This is a genomic window from Psychrobacter nivimaris, from assembly GCF_009812035.1.
In the GTDB taxonomy this organism is placed as follows: Bacteria; Pseudomonadota; Gammaproteobacteria; order Pseudomonadales; family Moraxellaceae; genus Psychrobacter; species Psychrobacter nivimaris.
This window is the reverse complement of sequence record NZ_VZIZ01000004.1, coordinates 47,046-62,657: the sequence shown is the minus strand read 5'-3', so window position 1 is coordinate 62,657 and position 15,612 is coordinate 47,046. Positions and strand designations below refer to the sequence as shown.

Genomic DNA, 15,612 nt, shown 5'->3' with positions numbered 1-15,612 from the left:
GTAGCAATATTGACTTGCCCACTCCCCTACACCTAACGATAACGCTGAGAGAATTATGAATAATCTTGCTGACAATAGTAACCCTTCAATACCAGTAGCGGCGTGGTTAGCTGAAGGACAATCTAGCCAGCGTGATATGTTAGAGAGCTTACAAAGTCTAAAGAACAAATCAAGCAGTCCTTCAAAAAACCCTTTTCAAGTTATTGCCTCACACCGTCATAATAGACCTGAGATTTTCGAATTTGCCGATATGGTTTATCGCGAGCCATCTGACTCGATTGTAGATACTGATATCCAAATGACTAATGAAACTGCTATACCACGCTGGCAATTCGTATTGGAACAAGCTCAAAAGAATAACGTAAAAGTACTGCTGACTGGACGCAATGGTATTGATTATGAAGCGCATCGTGAAAAATTTGACGCTGCTGGTATTCGCTTATTGACGGGCGCAACCAGCGTAACAGCACTAGAATCAATCGATGATAAATTTGCTTTTATGCAGCATTGTCACACTCATAACATTCCAGTGGCAGACGCATGGCTTTTTGACAATACGGCGGAGCTTGAGGCTTTATTAGCCGAGCATGGTAACCAACCTCTATGCGTCAAACCTGTTGTCGGTATTTTTGCCCAAGGGTTTTGGCGACTAGACACGGGTAAAGCAGATAGTACTGCGTACGATAGCTTTGAGCATTTATACTTCACTGAAGAGAAAAAAATTAATACGGCCCAGTTTGTAAATGCTTATACCAACAGCCAAATGGTACACGAGCGCCCTATTCCAATGTTGCTCATGCCTTATTTGTCAGGGCAAGAGTACTCTATCGATGTGGTCTGTGAATATGGCGAAGTCCTAGCTGCTGTCACTCGTCATAAAACAGGAAAAATACAACATGTTGGTTATGAGCAGTCTGTCATGGATGTTGTAATCCCTTTGATTAGGTCTTTTGGCTGTGATGGTATCGTCAGTGTACAAACCAAAGCTGATGATAGCGGTCAGCACCGTGTTCTTGAGATTAATAGCCGCCCATCAGGTGGTATTGGGTATACCTCTCATAGTGGGATCGACTTAACGCAAGTCGGATTTTCTTATTGGTTAGGCTTGTCAGAGAAACCTAACTTAGAGACCAATATTCAGCATATTGAACCATGCCAAGTACGCTCTATTATGATGAGTGTCAAAATTGAAAAGGATGATGAATAAATAGCCTGCTAAGCATGCACGTGGTTAGCAGATGATTTGAACAGACACAAAAAAAGGTTTTTAGATTAATATCTAAAAACCTTTTTATTATCTTCATTCTTAAAAAGTATTAAAAATGAGCGTTTAAAATTACTCGCCAAACGCTAATGTTGCTTGCTTAGGTGCATTTTTAGAAGCAATGACCCATAATAAGCTTAATACGATTGCTGAACCGATGAAGATCATAATTGATGAAGAGATGGCACCTGCATGCGTATAATCCATAGACATCGAGTGATCCATCATCGTCATTTCCGTCGCGGCTATACCAGTGTAATGCATACCACAAACTGCCAGACCCATGATGAAGGCACTACCAAAACGCTGTACTGTACCACGTAGATTGAATGCCAACCATAGTGCAGCGATAGCAGCTGCAATAGCAATCACAATCGATAAGATAAGTAGCGGTATATTATATGACATGGTAGCGTCCATTTGCATAGAAGCCATACCGGTATAATGCATGGCTGCAACACCCAGTCCAGTAAGCACGCCGCCACCGATTAACTTAGCAACGCTTGGTTCACCGCGACCTACGATGACAATACCGACTGCAACGAAACAAATCGCGAGTAGCATTGAGACAATCGTCAGGCCCAAGTCATAAGTCACAGGCATTTTCATGTCTACAGCCATCATACCGATATAATGCATAGACCAAATCGCACCACCGATAGCAATCGATGATAACGCTACCCAAAAATACAAATCCGTTCCTGGCTTAGCAGAAGGTACTCGAATGGCAAGGTTTAAGCCAACATAAGAACCAAATACTGCAATGGCGTATGAGACCAACACCAAAAGTAAGTTATATTCAACTTCCATTATTTTTTTGCCTTTTATCTATCATAAGAATTGAGTCAAATAACGTTACTTTTATTGCAACACGGTGCGTCATTCGCTCGTTGATTTTTTTTGCATAGACATGAAATTATCTATACACAATTTTTCCTACCCAATGGTAAATTCACAAATATTGGTACTACCGGCGCCGCAGTTAGTCTCTTCAACCTGAACCACATCTATAGCGGGGTTGCTTGCCAAAAAGCCTTCTATATAACCTACAATAAAATGGCATCCTGAGTGAGTATGGTCTGACGACTTACAGAACGGACATTTGATTAAATAGATCACATTATTCTTTGCTTTAACTTTAGACAGACCTTTTAGTGCTGGCACAAGTTCACGAGTGATCGTAGTAGGCATCTTCAGTGGACTACCAAGTGAATAATCACGCTGGTAAATACCGCCACCAACCTTACGACCCAACTCCTGCAATGCAGTCATACGTCGCTCAATAGGCAAACTATCTTCATACTGACTGACAATATCTGCTATTTTAGGGTAATAAGCACCGATGGCTGATAAGACGCTTTTCTCATCCAATGTCTTCTTTGCAGGGGCAGCTGACGATCCGCCCTCTTCATCTATTTCTAAATTAAAAAGCGTACAGCCTTCAATTGAAGATAAATCCTCGATTAGATCTGCCTGTGTCTTAGAGCCTAGACTTCTTGCGATCACATGAATGATGTTACCACCATTCTCTGAAGGTTCTTGCTTTTGGGAGACCAGCTGATAACCTGCTTTGATAAGCGGCGAAATAACATTGACCAGGCGAATACGTTCAGAAGATGTTTCTAATGCACAAGAGAATTTCACAGAGCACTCCTTTTCTTAAAATACTGCTACGCTTTCTTATAACAAGCTATCTAGATAAACTGATGTGAATAACGTCTCAAAGGTCCACCAACTGACTTTCTCACAATATAAAAAATATTCAGACATCAACCACACAATAGTTTTTGTATATCTTTTATATTATAAGAAATGAAATATATTCAGTAGGTGAAACTTCGACTTTTATAGTTATTAAGCATACAAGTGCTCTAACTACTAGAAATTCATTAATCGAGAAACAGTAACAAGCTTGAAAATAAGATTAGAATTAATAGGTTTGAATCAGATCCTATTTTTAAACTTTACAGATAATATTTGGTCACAGTAGAGTTACTAAATAGCAATAGATTTTGACTGTATTATCACCGGAATCCTGTTTTGTAGCAATACACTATATGGCTTTGTCCGATAAGTGGCTCCATTAGCCGACAAATGGCTAGACTGTAAAACTTCATCATTATTTCCTAAAAGTAATTAATTATTAAAAGGAATCCCGAAACTATTTCAACCTATATATCTTGATATATCTATTATGCAATTAATCTTAACTGTATATTAAAACCCCTATTAATGTTTTCTCTTTGTAGAATGATAGGTTCAAAATAAAATCAAAACCCTTTATGTAGTCAGAATTTAGTCTCAAGGATAAAATCATTAAACAATAAAAATAATTATAATCGCGCAAATAAACTAAGGAAATGTGATGTCGAAGCAAGTCGAATTAGTGCTAGGTGCCAATACTGTTATCGAAAACACCAAATGTTCGATCGCATTTTCTACTACTAAACCATTAGAGTTTGGACAGCAGCTTGGGCTATTGTGGTTGCCATTAGATGCAAATCGTAAAGCAGTTTGTAGTCCTGCTTATTTACATGAGTCTAAGGACTGGGCTCAGCTCGATAACAAGGATAATCCAAGCGCATGGCAGTTAGATTTACCCCAGTTATTTAATAAAAATAATGTTAGTTTCTTACAACTGATTGCTTATGTTTATCATGAGCCAAGCCTAAACTTGCCAGCGGTAGAGTTGAACGACGTAAGCCTCACGCTCAACAACGGGGATATTCACTATAACTTCACAACAAACGATCGGCATGTCAAAGCAGCGATTATATTAGAAATATATCAGCGTAATGAACAGTTCAAATGTCGAGCGCTTGGCGAGGCATCAACGCATGGCTTAGCGAGTCTTGAACATCATGTACAGGTTAGTCTGGATGTTCGTCCACCTAGCACACATACGCTTATTCAAGAAGCTCAACAGCAGCAGCGTACTCAACCAAACAACGAAGCTCGCCCTCCTCGTCAAGTACAAGCAGGCGAGACTTGGACAGGAACAGCGTTTGCTATTGATCCCTATCATCTGCTCACCTGCTATCATGTGATTGAGTCAGCAGCGATGGTTGGCGTACGTCAGCAAGGTCAGCCTGATCGCGAGGCACAAGTTGTACTTAGCGATATCGGAAGTGATTCAGCTATTATTAGAGTTAGCGATCCTTTACCTAGCTACCTCCCATTGGCGCAGCAATGTGTTGATATATTGGGTGAGACCATTACCACACTAGGGTTTCCGTTATCAGGACTGAGTAGCCAACTGCAAGTCACCCAAGGCTGTATATCAGGATTGATAGGTTTAAATAACGATATCCGTCATATGCAATTCACCGCACCCATTCAGCCTGGATCGAGTGGTAGTCCTTTATTATTGCCGACTGGAGAGGTCGTCGGTATGGTCACATCAAGTCTGGTTCATGAACATGCACAAAATATGAACTATGCAGTGAAATTTCAGTTATTATCTGCCCTACTGGCGAGCGCTGGCATCAGTTTGGAGCACACGACTGATTTGACCAGTGCTACGCCTCTTACAACACCTCAGCTAAGCAAGCAAAGTCGCAGTGCCTTATGGCTAGTTGGCTGTCAAGGTTAAAAATCTACGACGACATACAAATAAAAGCGCCAAGGAATATGAATGTTAAATGAGCAACACAGTACGACCATCACCCTACCCCGTGGTACGCTAGATCTAACTTACCAAACCAACTCAGCCATTAACAAATCAGCCACTAATAAAAATGGCGTAGAACAACGCGACCGTTATCAATTAGAAGATTTGCTAGGATTTGCCCAGCGTATCAACCCAAAACGAGCGTTTTTGTTTGTCTCAAAAGTACTAGGTCGTCATATTCCCGTTGCGCCAAGCAACATGCGAGAGGCATTTACTAATTTGGCAGATTTAGTGCCTAATCACTTGCCTCAACCTATCCTAGTCATTGGTATGGCAGAGACCGCTGTTGGTCTATCTGCTGGTGTACATCAAGCGCTACAAACGCGCTATCCTCAAGCTCTGCTATTAAACTCTACGCGTCATGCACAGCACGATGAAAGTAGTGATCCGAATGGTACCGACTCCTTGCTGACGACATTTTGTGAAGACCACAGTCATGCTAGCCAGCATTTGATTTATCAGAGCAAAGATAGCGTTACTCAAGCGCAGCTACTGGCTAGTAAAACACTGATTATGGTCGATGATGAAGCCTCAACGGGCAATACCTGTGTTAATGTCGTCACTGCCTTACGTGAAGCAGGACTGACCCAGTTAGAGCAAGTGCATCTAACAACATTGGTCGACTGGTCATTAGATCAAGAAACACCTAATCCACAGTCAGATGCTAAGCCTGCACGTATGGCAGATCGTCTCGCTGGTATTGAGTTTCATCGCCATCATTTACTGTCTGGCGCATGGCAATGGACAGACGCACCCAATCCTGAACCCATTTCGATGCCATCGGTTGATACTACTGCCGCTGGTAGTCAGGCGCTCGGTGATACGGGCAACTGGGGGCGTTTTCCAACGCTAGACAGTACAAAGGGGTTTGCTAACTATCTTTCGAGTTTTCAGACTGCATTTACGCGCTTCAATAGCCAAGAAAAGTTTGATGTTACTCAGCTACCAAAAAGAATCCTAGTATTGGGTAGCAATGAGTTTGTTTGGCTGCCATTTTTATTGGCTGAATGGCTTGAAACAGAGTCTAAAAAACTGAGCGGAGATACAGCGTCCATGGTTAATTTTAGCGCATTAACCCGCTCACCGATTGCGCTTGGTGGAGCGATTACTACGATGCTAAGCTTTAGCGACAATTACGGGCTTGGTATGACCAATTTTGCTTATAACGTTGAGCCTAGTGATTGGGATTTGATAGTGTTGTGTATAGAAACATCAGCTGATAGTGTGGATGCTATGTGGCGAGGTTTGGATAACGTGCTGGTGGTGAGCCCTAGTCATTAAACTGCTCTCTAACTTTCAAACCTATTATTTACGGACGACGCCATGACTACCTCATTTTTTAAAGCCAACCCAGATATCATCAAGCCTTATGCCTTGATGGATTTGGACGACACATTATTTCAAACCCAGCGCAAAATTGATGCATGGGACTTGCCCACTACTGAACCTGAAACTTTGGTATGTGCGACGGTCAATAAACAAGACGAACCACTGAGCTTTATGAGCCAGCGCCAAGCAACCTTTTTTAACTGGCTACTTGCCAGTACTGAATTAATTGTAGTGACGGCACGGGATCGTAGTGAAATAAAACGTGTGAAGCTGCCCTTTGATAGCTGGCAAGTATTAACCCATGGAGCGATTATTTTAACGTCTGACGGAGCGCTGCTGAGCAGTTGGCAGCAGCATATGTATAGTAAACTCGCGCCATTGCAAGATAAGCTTAATCAGTTAAGCGAATTACTTACCAGTCATAGTCAAAGCGAGCAAAGTCATTTAGTATTTACACCGCATATCGATAGCTTTAACAATGGTTCTATGGATGAAGAGCTAACCATTTATCTGGCTATCAAACATGCGCAGAAGGATCATCAAGCGCTCGTAGATTTAGCTGAGAAACTGCCCACTCTGATACGTGACTTTGATCAAGATTTCTATGTACATGTGAACGCTAATAACTTAGCGATATTACCTCATGCGGTTCATAAACGTCATGCCGTACAGTTTTTATTAGAGCATCACTTAGACCATCAGCGTCCCAGTTTTGGCTTTGGTGATAGCTTAGCTGATCTGCCTTTCTTACAGTTGTTAGATTGGTACGGTATGCCCAATCATGGTCAATTGCATGAGCAATATCAGTCTAAATCGTCAGGCTAAACCATCAGTTTAAACTGCAGCCACGCAAATCCACTGTTATCATTACGAGTGCTATTATTCATACTATGACTTTACCTAATATACAGACAAAAAGAGCCGCTTTAAAAAACTATGGCTCAGGCAGCTATCTTGCGAGCGATGTCACTGTCCTACTCGATATGGTGGATAAGGACGCGGTTGCCGATGTGCCAGTCAGTCAAAAAGAAGCGCTTATCCAAAGCGGACAACGCCATTACTCTGACATGTTGACCTTAGAGCAAGCGCCTACTGCAAAGCATGAGCAGCTATACATACAGGCATTAGAGCAAGGCTCAACAAGGACCGCGACCGATATCGCTCATTTGTCTCATACGCTACATCAAGTTTTTCAGCAGAATGTGAGTGATGAGCATCCACTGGTTTTAGTCAGCTTGGTACGAGCTGGTCTGCCGATCGGGGTGTTATTGCAGCGTGCGCTGTCGGATACAGACAGTAGCTATCACCTGCCAAGCGTACATTATGGCATCAGTATCATTCGGGATCGTGGTCTTGATCCAGTGGCCCTGCAAATGCTACTGGAAGCTTATCCAAACAGTCCAGTCATATTCGTCGATGGCTGGACAGGTAAAGGTGCCATCTATCAAGAGTTGGCTCGTAGTCTAGAGACGTTTAGCGATTCTACTCATGTTAATTTTGCTAATATTTTTCATCAAGGTGCTAACGTCATTCCGCTACTGACTCTTGCCGATCCGGCTGGCGTTGCTTGGCTCGCGGCTAGTGAAGAAGACTGGTTAATCCCATCAGGGTTGTTAAATAGCACCGTATCAGGATTAATTTCACGCAGCTTGTATACAGAGCCGTCATCAGGCCTGCATCGCAGTGTCTTTTATGATGATTTAATTGAGGTAGATCACAGTTTGGCATTTATTGAGCGTATCGATGCCGTGAGACGAGCATTGGCTACAACTCCAGCGCGTTTACCGACTTACCAGCAGCCACGCTACCAGACTGCGGCGTTGATAGAGACGCTGGCAGCAGATTATCATATCGTCAATCGCAACCGTATTAAGCCGACTATTGCTGAGGCAACACGTGCCATATTACGCCGTGATCCCGAGCGTATATTGCTCGCTACTGCTGAGCACCCTGATACCATATTGCTACGCCATTTATGTGCGCAACGAAACATCACTATCAGTGTATTAGGTGATAAAATACTGCCTTATCAAGCCATCACGCTTATCAAGCAGCGCTCCCAAGACACTTAATACATTTAACGGTATTAAATACTTTCTTTTTCGTTCTCTTATACTCTCTACTTATGATGCCAATTATGTCAGATATGCTAAAAACCGAGTCAGACCTTTACAATGATACCCAATCTTATGCGCATCTGATCACTGAGCGTCATGCGATGGTCAAGCCGCACACGCACCATCCATATCAGCTCGGTGCTAGCTTATACATGCCTGCGACTCGCCAAGATATTTGGCAAGTCATCAAACGGGATAAATTACCGACGATTAATAGTATTATTATCTGTCTAGAAGATGCTGTCAGTCAGCAGGATGTTGAGTTAGCGCTTGAGCGTTTGCGAACCCTCCTAAATACTTGGGCTGAGCATGTGAATAGCATCAATGCGCCATCTAAATCGGCGAAGATTCATGCCCAGCATCCGACACGTCCACTGGTCTTTATACGTCCACGTAGCCCGATGATGCTACAGCAACTGGCTGATTATACCCATATCGATCTTATCGATGGTTTCGTCATGCCAAAAGTCGATATGTATAGCCTATCTAACTGGCGCATGGCTTGTCAGAACCTAAAAGTAGATCAACTACTTATGCCGACGCTCGAAACCGCAGCGCTGTTTAATCCGCATCACAATCAGGAGCTTGCCATCGCTTTTAAAGAAGCATTTAGCCAGCCAGTTTTTGCATTGCGTATCGGTGGTAATGACTTATTTGCAGCACTGCGCTTACGTCGGCCAAAAAACAGTATTGTCTACGACTCACCTATCGGTACGTTGGCTTATCAAATGCTTGGCTGTTTTGTGCCGCATGGTTTTTATCTTACCGCGCCAGTATTTGAGTACTTGGATCAGCCGACGCTATTTATGCAAGAGTTGAACCGAGACGTCAGCTTAGGCATGGTGGGAAAAACTGTCATTCATCCAAGCCAAATCGCCCTAGTACAGCAAGCTTACTGTGTGCCACTGAGTACATTGGATGAAGCGCAAGCGATCCTTCACTCTGAGGCCAAAGCGGTATTTAAGTACAATAATACGATGCTAGAGCCTGCGACGCACCGTGCTTGGGCGACTGAAATTGTTAATCGTGCAGAAGCCTTTGGCACCATTGATGACGGACATAGCCAATACAGCTCACGAATGTAGCTTTCATCTCTGATGATGGTTTTCTGTCATTTAACAACTCACACTATGAAAAAAGCCGCTATCAAATAACAGGTAGCGGCTTTTTTATATAGATATATGCTCAGGATTTCCTATCAATATGAAACTTTAAAGCTCTCGAACAGTAGCTACACTAAACACAACTTTCCAAAAACTGACGAAGTACTTGATTCACTTGATCAGGCTCTTCTACTGTCGATGTATGACCCGCACCTTTGATAATAGCAAGCTTTGACCCAGCGATAGCAAAATGCATGCGTTCAGATTTGGCATAAGGCGTAGCGGCATCTTCATCACCTACCACGATTAATGTTGGCGTTGTAATCTCACCCAACTGCTCATAAGTACCGGTACGCTCAATCACGCCCATTGTTGCTTTGACCACGCCGCCTTTGCGATTGCTTTGTAGCATCGTCAGCCACTGCTTACGGTCAGATTTGCGCAGTTTGTCTGCCAAAAACGTACTGCCAAACATAATTGGCATCACCTTATTACTCACACGCTTCATACCCAACCAGCGAATCGCTTTAACCAGCTTGCGATACTGAGGGATGTTTTTTGGATCTTCAGGGTCAGCAGAGGTTTCTAACAGCGTTAACGACAACAGCAACTCAGGGCGTTTGAGCGCGATACGTTGAGCCACGAACCCGCCCATAGATAGTCCAACGAAGTGACATTTATCAATTCCAAGCGCTGCAAGTAAGCCAAGCGTATCGTCAGTCAGCGTCTCCATATCATAGCCAGATTTGGTAACCTGCGACTGACCTTGCCCGCGAAAATCAAAAGCAATACAACGATAGTCTGTTTGAAAGTGCTCCACTTGCTTGTCATACATCTGTGAGCTCCACAATAAACCGTGAGCAAATACGATAACAGGCTTTTGTGTGTCGTTCGGTGCGCTGTCTTCGTAATAAATATCAGCGTTATTTACAGTGATAGTTGGCATAACCACATCCTTGTTTGATCAATGAAAAGTTCGAGCGTACCCTTGTGTCTTTTACGACTCTTTTACGCTCAACCTGGCATATTAGCATAATCCATTAGCCCCTTAGGTCATAGCCTTTTTACGAGCCAGTCGTTTTGTCCCATTAGTTAGCATCAGCTTTTACGATAAAATAGTAAAGTTTACCAGTATGTAGATGTGTCTTAAGCGCCTACAAAACACGCTTTTATAATCATAGCAAGCTGCTATAGTAATCAGCATTGAACCATTTTTACCTTTATCTCAAAGTATTGTCATTGATACAAAATATTAAAACCGTCATTTAAAATAAGGAAATCTCAAATGTCACAGTCTCTCGTCGATTATCAAGTTGCAGAGCATATTGCTACCATTACCTTTAACGATCCAAAAAGCTTAAATGCCTTTGGCACACCCTTAAAAAACCAAGTCTTGATAGCGCTAGATAAAGCGGCTGCAGATGATCAAGTACGGGTGATTATTTTACAAGGGGCTGGTGGTAATTTCTCCAGCGGCGGCGATATTAAAGAGATGTTGTCTGAAGGATTAGACAAGGATATTGTTTCAAAAAAATTAAGAGGTATGGTAGAAGGTGCAGGCGAAGTCAGCTTAAAGTTACGTCATATCCATAAGCCGATTATTGCTAAATTAGAAGGCGCTGTAGCTGGTGCTGGCATGAACTTGGCGCTTACTTGTGACTTCCGCATTGCCGCAGACAATGCGAAGTTTGTACAAGCATTTGTTAATATTGGCCTAGTTCCAGATGCAGGTGGTATTTACTTATTAAACCAATTGGTTGGTGCAGCAAAAGCGACTGAGCTTGTGATGCTAGGAGATAAACTAAAAGCAGAAGATATGGCACGTTTAAATCTAGTAAACGACGTGGTAAGTATTGACGAGCTAGAAGCTACCGTACAAGCATTGGCGCTACGATTGAGCCAATTACCAGGCAAAGCGTTGGCCGCTATGAAAGAGAGTTTCAACGTACATGCCTTCGCTGGTTTGAGCGCAGCGTTAGATACGGAAGTAGAGCAACAGACCGTAATGGCAAAAACCGATGACTTTATCGAAGGGGTTAGTGCCTTTATCGCAAAGCGTAAGCCTGTATATCAAGGTAAGTAACAAGATAAACAATAATGCCATCAAAAAAGGGCTGCCAATATGGTAGCCCTTTTTTTGTCAATGCCTTTGATCAAGAAGCGGTCGCGGGTTTAGAATGATGAGGTAACGTAAATATCTTGTCAAAAATCAAGGTAAACGTAAACGTATAAACTAAGAAAAATAGCAGTAGTGCCACTTCCATCATAAAAGCTTTTACTAGACCAACATCGTACCAAATCATATAAAGTGGCAAGCAGATCAACACCAGCCCGCCTTCAAAACCAAAAGCATGAACACTGCGTATCCATAACGTGCGACGTACAATACGTCTGCGGCGTTCCCACGCTTCAAAAGCGGTATTATATATAAAGTTCCAAACGACGGCTGCTACCGACATCATTACGGCGATTGGTAAAGATTCTGATGCATCACTGTGACTGAGTTTCATCAATATAAGGGTAGATAAGATAATCGCGATAATTTCGAAGGCGGTCACATAAATTAAGCGACGTTTGAGCGGTGATAAGGTCATCAACCAAGACTCCAAAGCACCTGTATTTAAACAGCAAGGTGCGTATCAAAGTATCGGTCCGTCCCGAATTAGAAAAGATAAATAAAGTGCAAAGCCACGGTTTCCGCCTGCCCCTATATTATACATGAGATAGCTTTGGAAGTCAGTTGAGATCTATATCAAGGAAAATCAACAGATGTGTGGAAACATACAAGTCGAATTAATACGGCGACTATATGGTTACATACCTATTGTATATTGAACTCTCGAACAATCTGATTACGACATTTCAGCCACGTTAGATTTTCAGGAATACTTCCATTTTGATCATCACGTAAAGAATAAAAAACAGTCCAAATACTTTTAAACTTCAAGTTTGCTTTCGAAGAATCCCAACTAGGAGTATCTCTCCATGTTGTAGCCCATCGCCTTGCTAGCTCTGCAAAAAAAATCTTATTTGATTCGACAATTAGTGCATTACATATAGATGTTATTTCTTGAAACTGATCAAATCCGATATTTATTTTCAGAATATCGTGAGTAGATTCAAGCTTCAACTTAATTCCATTTTTTCCAGCTACCACCATTCCTGAATGAACGATACCGTGTCTCAACTCACACACTTTGTCAAACTCTTCAAGTATTATTCCTAAACCATTAGACTTTAAATCAACTCCAATAAACTTCCTTGATGTATTATTTATATTTTCAGAAGAAGCCAAAGAAATATGTTCAAATGCTCCTCTTTCCATTTCATTCGAAGGATGCCATATAACTGAACCTAAATTAATACTATTGCTTGCTGCAATTTTTTGTGAATCTACGCAAATTTTTAAAATTTTACTGAAGACTTGTCTGAAATAATTCTCTACACTAGATATTATTGCTATTGACGCTAGAGATCCTATCCAGTCGTTTGTTCCCCAGCTTTCATAAGGAAATAAACTAAGAATACTCTGCATCTCGTTATAAAAATCATCAATAGGTGACAAGTTACTAATCTCGTTAATTGAGACGTAATCGTTTAAGTCGTTTATACGCTCAGAACCTACATTCTGGCAAATACAATTTTTCCAAGTTGACATTACGCTATGAACTCCTCTGCGTAACTCTTAATTTTTTTAGCCCAAGCAGGGCCAATCATATTTACTTTTCTCAGTTCCTTATTATCATAATCCATCAAAATATCTTTAATTTTTCGAATTTTGGAACTCTGCTTAATTGAATCTGCTCGCGCTGTCGTAATAGGTAATAACTCTATATCTTGACTAACAATATCCTCAAAAATAGATGCATCCTGTAGCTTAGCACCACACTCCATACAAAATTTAGCTTTGTCAGAAACTCTCGGACTTTTACATACCTCACAAGATGGTAAAGCTAAAGAAAATGCTTGATCCAGATTATCTTCTGGAACTAGTGAAGCCTCTAGGTGCCTAGGATAATGATGATTCGGTCTATTCGAAAAAGCTTCAACGTATTTTTCGCTATTGATAGCTTTACTACTAAAAAATATGTTTCTATCTATTATAGCTGCATAGTGTATTTCATATAACTCATAGACACCTTTCCCTCCCCTATTACTAGGGCGTGTTGAATATTCATAATTTGAGCCAGATATAAGCACAAGCAAGAGCGACCTTAACATCGTGGGTTGTGCCATCTGACAAGATAAAGGCAATCGGATTGCCATGCGCATCAACTGCTAAGTGAATCTTGGTCGCGCGGCCTGCCACACTTTTGCCAATGGATTGTAGGTTCTCATTGCCACTACTGCTGTGCTGATGCGCTTTAATATGAGTGCCATCGATAAAGACCCACTCAAGGTCTGCGTCTTTGATCAGTAACGTAAATAATGCAATCAGCTTATTACTGCGAAACCAGCGCTGGTAAGCTTTATAGATGGTATTAGGCTTGCCAAAATACTCGGGTAAGTCGCGCCAAGGACAGCCAACACGCATGCGATAAAGCACGCCTTCAACCGTTTGTCTAAGATTTCCTTTGTCATAGATATTAAGTTCTAGTAATATGGGTCTTAGTCTTGCCCAGTGTTCATCTTTGAGCATGGTGCGAGGCATAGCGAACGATATCTTTTTTGTGTGAGAGCTTAAAGATTAACCGTTCGCTATTTTTTTTGCCATTAATTTGTCGCCAATGTTCAACACGCCCTAATACTATTAGGAGAGAGCAGTCCAGCATACTGAAAAAAACCAATTACTTTTTCCAACTCTGCTGAAACCGGTCTCTTTATTGCTATGATTGAGCTTTGCTTACCTACATCTGAACCTTTATTAAACTCTTTAATAATTTTTAATGTTTGTTCATAAAAATTAGAACCCGTATCAATAAAATTACGATACATAGGCAACTTTATCTTTAGAGAATCATAGATATTGTATGTTGAATCATGACTATTTTTTATTTCTTTGAGAGTATTTTTAGCTGTGAGATTTACGGAGACTTCTCCATCTTCATCTTCGATACAAATAGATGAAATCATATTTAAAAGAGCGCGTGGTATTCCATAAGCTGCAAAGCACATAAGGTTTAGAAGATTTTTCTCATTAATCAAAGATTCAAAGACTTTACTTTCAAATCTTGATTTCAATAAAGAATGCATAAAATCTAGGTAGCCGTCACTATTAGGTTTTACCCAGACATCAATTTCTTCTGCATCATGACCGACATGGAATGAAGAAGAATAGTTTATTACGCCAGGATAAATGGCAGCTTTTGGAGATATTTTTTTCGACTTTATTTGTCTGTAAAATTCAAAAAAGTCTTTTTGTTGATCAGAAGAGAAGGCATGTCCAGCATCATCAAGTAGAAGAATAAATCGTGATTTAAACGAAATTTCGCAAACTTTGTCAGCTAAAGTATGTATATCATTAAGAGTGATTTGATCATCTTCATCATTAAGTAGATCGACTCGCCCCATTTCTAGTAGCTCGATATTCTTCGCTGTTTGGTCTTTAGTCAATCTAAAAACATCTTTGTGTATATTCATTTTAATCAAGGAGTCGTAAATTCCACTAATAACTTTAAGCATTACCCATTGATTAAACCAATAAACAGCATTTGTATTACTTCTATATAGAGGTTCCAGCTTTAAAGATGATTTGAAGTTTACATATACAGGGAATCCGTTTCCTTTCTTACTTGTCATCAATTTATCAAAAGCTTTAAGCATTAAAGTTGTTTTACCACATCCTCGAGGTCCAGTTATTAACTTAGCACCAGCTTGTGTTAGCTTCCTCATAGTATCTGCTTCATTCTGGTGACTAATCGACCACCTTTTAAAAGCACTACCTGATAAATACTCTGCCTGTTCCGTAAATATCTCTGAATCAATCATGAATGGCTCAATTATAGTTTTAAAAGCTTAGTATAGTTTAATATTTATTATTACATTTTAAGCTATTTTTAATGATGTATATAGAGAATTTTTAAATTAAACCTATCAGAATTTTACTACACCCACCTCCTTGTATTCAGAGACCCTTAAAAAATACGATTTATGATAGACGATAAGAGACTTTAGGAGTTGTCAACTTAT

At 40.9% G+C, this 15,612-nt stretch carries 14 protein-coding genes and 1 pseudogene; 7 read left to right on the top strand and 8 right to left on the bottom strand.

Features of this window, described 5'->3' with window-relative positions:
• Positions 1-55: 55 nt before the first annotated feature.
• Entirely contained in the window at positions 56-1,207 is a 1,152-nt protein-coding gene (locus FQV37_RS01485) for an ATP-grasp domain-containing protein (RefSeq protein WP_160020991.1), read from the top strand.
• A gap of 129 nt (positions 1,208-1,336) precedes the next feature.
• Here the strand turns inward: FQV37_RS01485 and FQV37_RS01480 are convergent, their stop codons facing one another.
• Complete coding sequence (locus FQV37_RS01480) at positions 1,337-2,074, bottom strand: MHYT domain-containing protein (protein ID WP_160020990.1); 738 nt, start codon at positions 2,072-2,074, stop codon at positions 1,337-1,339.
• Positions 2,075-2,200: 126 nt separating this feature from the next.
• Complete coding sequence (locus FQV37_RS01475) at positions 2,201-2,908, bottom strand: hypothetical protein (protein ID WP_160020989.1); 708 nt, start codon at positions 2,906-2,908, stop codon at positions 2,201-2,203.
• 721 nt (positions 2,909-3,629) lie between these two features.
• Between FQV37_RS01475 and FQV37_RS01470 the strand changes: the two genes are divergently transcribed.
• The 5 genes from FQV37_RS01470 (at position 3,630) to FQV37_RS01450 (ending at position 9,465) form a co-directional block, all read left to right on the top strand.
• A complete protein-coding gene (locus tag FQV37_RS01470) occupies positions 3,630-4,856 on the top strand; it encodes a S1 family peptidase (protein WP_160020988.1) in 1,227 nt (408 codons plus the stop codon).
• 42 nt (positions 4,857-4,898) lie between these two features.
• Positions 4,899-6,215 carry a phosphoribosyltransferase domain-containing protein gene (locus FQV37_RS01465; RefSeq protein WP_160020987.1) on the top strand — a complete coding sequence of 439 codons (1,317 nt, stop codon included), beginning with the start codon at positions 4,899-4,901 and terminating at the stop codon, positions 6,213-6,215.
• Between the two features lie 42 nt (positions 6,216-6,257).
• On the top strand, positions 6,258-7,088 hold the full coding sequence (locus FQV37_RS01460; RefSeq protein WP_160020986.1) for an HAD hydrolase family protein: 831 nt from the start codon (positions 6,258-6,260) through the stop codon (positions 7,086-7,088).
• Positions 7,089-7,153: 65 nt separating this feature from the next.
• Positions 7,154-8,335: a cysteine protease StiP domain-containing protein gene (locus FQV37_RS01455; RefSeq protein WP_160020985.1), complete on the top strand. Its 1,182-nt coding sequence runs from the start codon at positions 7,154-7,156 to the stop codon at positions 8,333-8,335.
• Between the two features lie 65 nt (positions 8,336-8,400).
• Complete coding sequence (locus tag FQV37_RS01450) at positions 8,401-9,465, top strand: HpcH/HpaI aldolase/citrate lyase family protein (RefSeq protein ID WP_227679389.1); 1,065 nt, start codon at positions 8,401-8,403, stop codon at positions 9,463-9,465.
• Positions 9,466-9,616: 151 nt separating this feature from the next.
• Here FQV37_RS01450 and FQV37_RS01445 read toward each other — a convergent pair whose 3' ends face one another.
• Positions 9,617-10,429 (bottom strand): alpha/beta fold hydrolase, encoded by an 813-nt coding sequence (locus tag FQV37_RS01445; protein WP_160020984.1) that lies wholly within the window; start codon positions 10,427-10,429, stop codon positions 9,617-9,619.
• A gap of 339 nt (positions 10,430-10,768) precedes the next feature.
• Between FQV37_RS01445 and FQV37_RS01440 the strand changes: the two genes are divergently transcribed.
• The gene (locus tag FQV37_RS01440; RefSeq protein ID WP_160020983.1) at positions 10,769-11,566 is read left to right on the top strand and encodes an enoyl-CoA hydratase/isomerase family protein; all 798 of its coding nucleotides are present in this window, start codon (positions 10,769-10,771) and stop codon (positions 11,564-11,566) included.
• A 70-nt stretch (positions 11,567-11,636) separates the two neighbouring features.
• Here FQV37_RS01440 and FQV37_RS01435 read toward each other — a convergent pair whose 3' ends face one another.
• The 5 genes and pseudogenes from FQV37_RS01435 to FQV37_RS01415 all read right to left on the bottom strand — a co-directional run bounded on the left by FQV37_RS01435 (position 11,637) and on the right by FQV37_RS01415 (position 15,411).
• Positions 11,637-12,077, bottom strand: coding sequence for a PACE efflux transporter (locus FQV37_RS01435; protein WP_160020982.1), 441 nt, complete (start codon positions 12,075-12,077; stop codon positions 11,637-11,639).
• Between the two features lie 227 nt (positions 12,078-12,304).
• Positions 12,305-13,141 (bottom strand): hypothetical protein, encoded by an 837-nt coding sequence (locus tag FQV37_RS01430; protein ID WP_160020981.1) that lies wholly within the window; start codon positions 13,139-13,141, stop codon positions 12,305-12,307.
• Positions 13,141-13,683, bottom strand: a complete 543-nt coding sequence (locus FQV37_RS01425) for a hypothetical protein (protein ID WP_160020980.1) — start codon at positions 13,681-13,683, stop codon at positions 13,141-13,143. Before FQV37_RS01425 ends, FQV37_RS01430 begins: the two co-directional genes overlap by 1 nt.
• Positions 13,684-13,690: 7 nt before the next feature.
• Positions 13,691-14,134: pseudogene (locus tag FQV37_RS01420) on the bottom strand (IS5 family transposase); the annotation flags it as partial.
• Between the two features lie 80 nt (positions 14,135-14,214).
• Entirely contained in the window at positions 14,215-15,411 is a 1,197-nt protein-coding gene (locus FQV37_RS01415) for an ORC-CDC6 family AAA ATPase (RefSeq protein WP_160020979.1), read from the bottom strand.
• Positions 15,412-15,612: the final 201 nt, after the last annotated feature.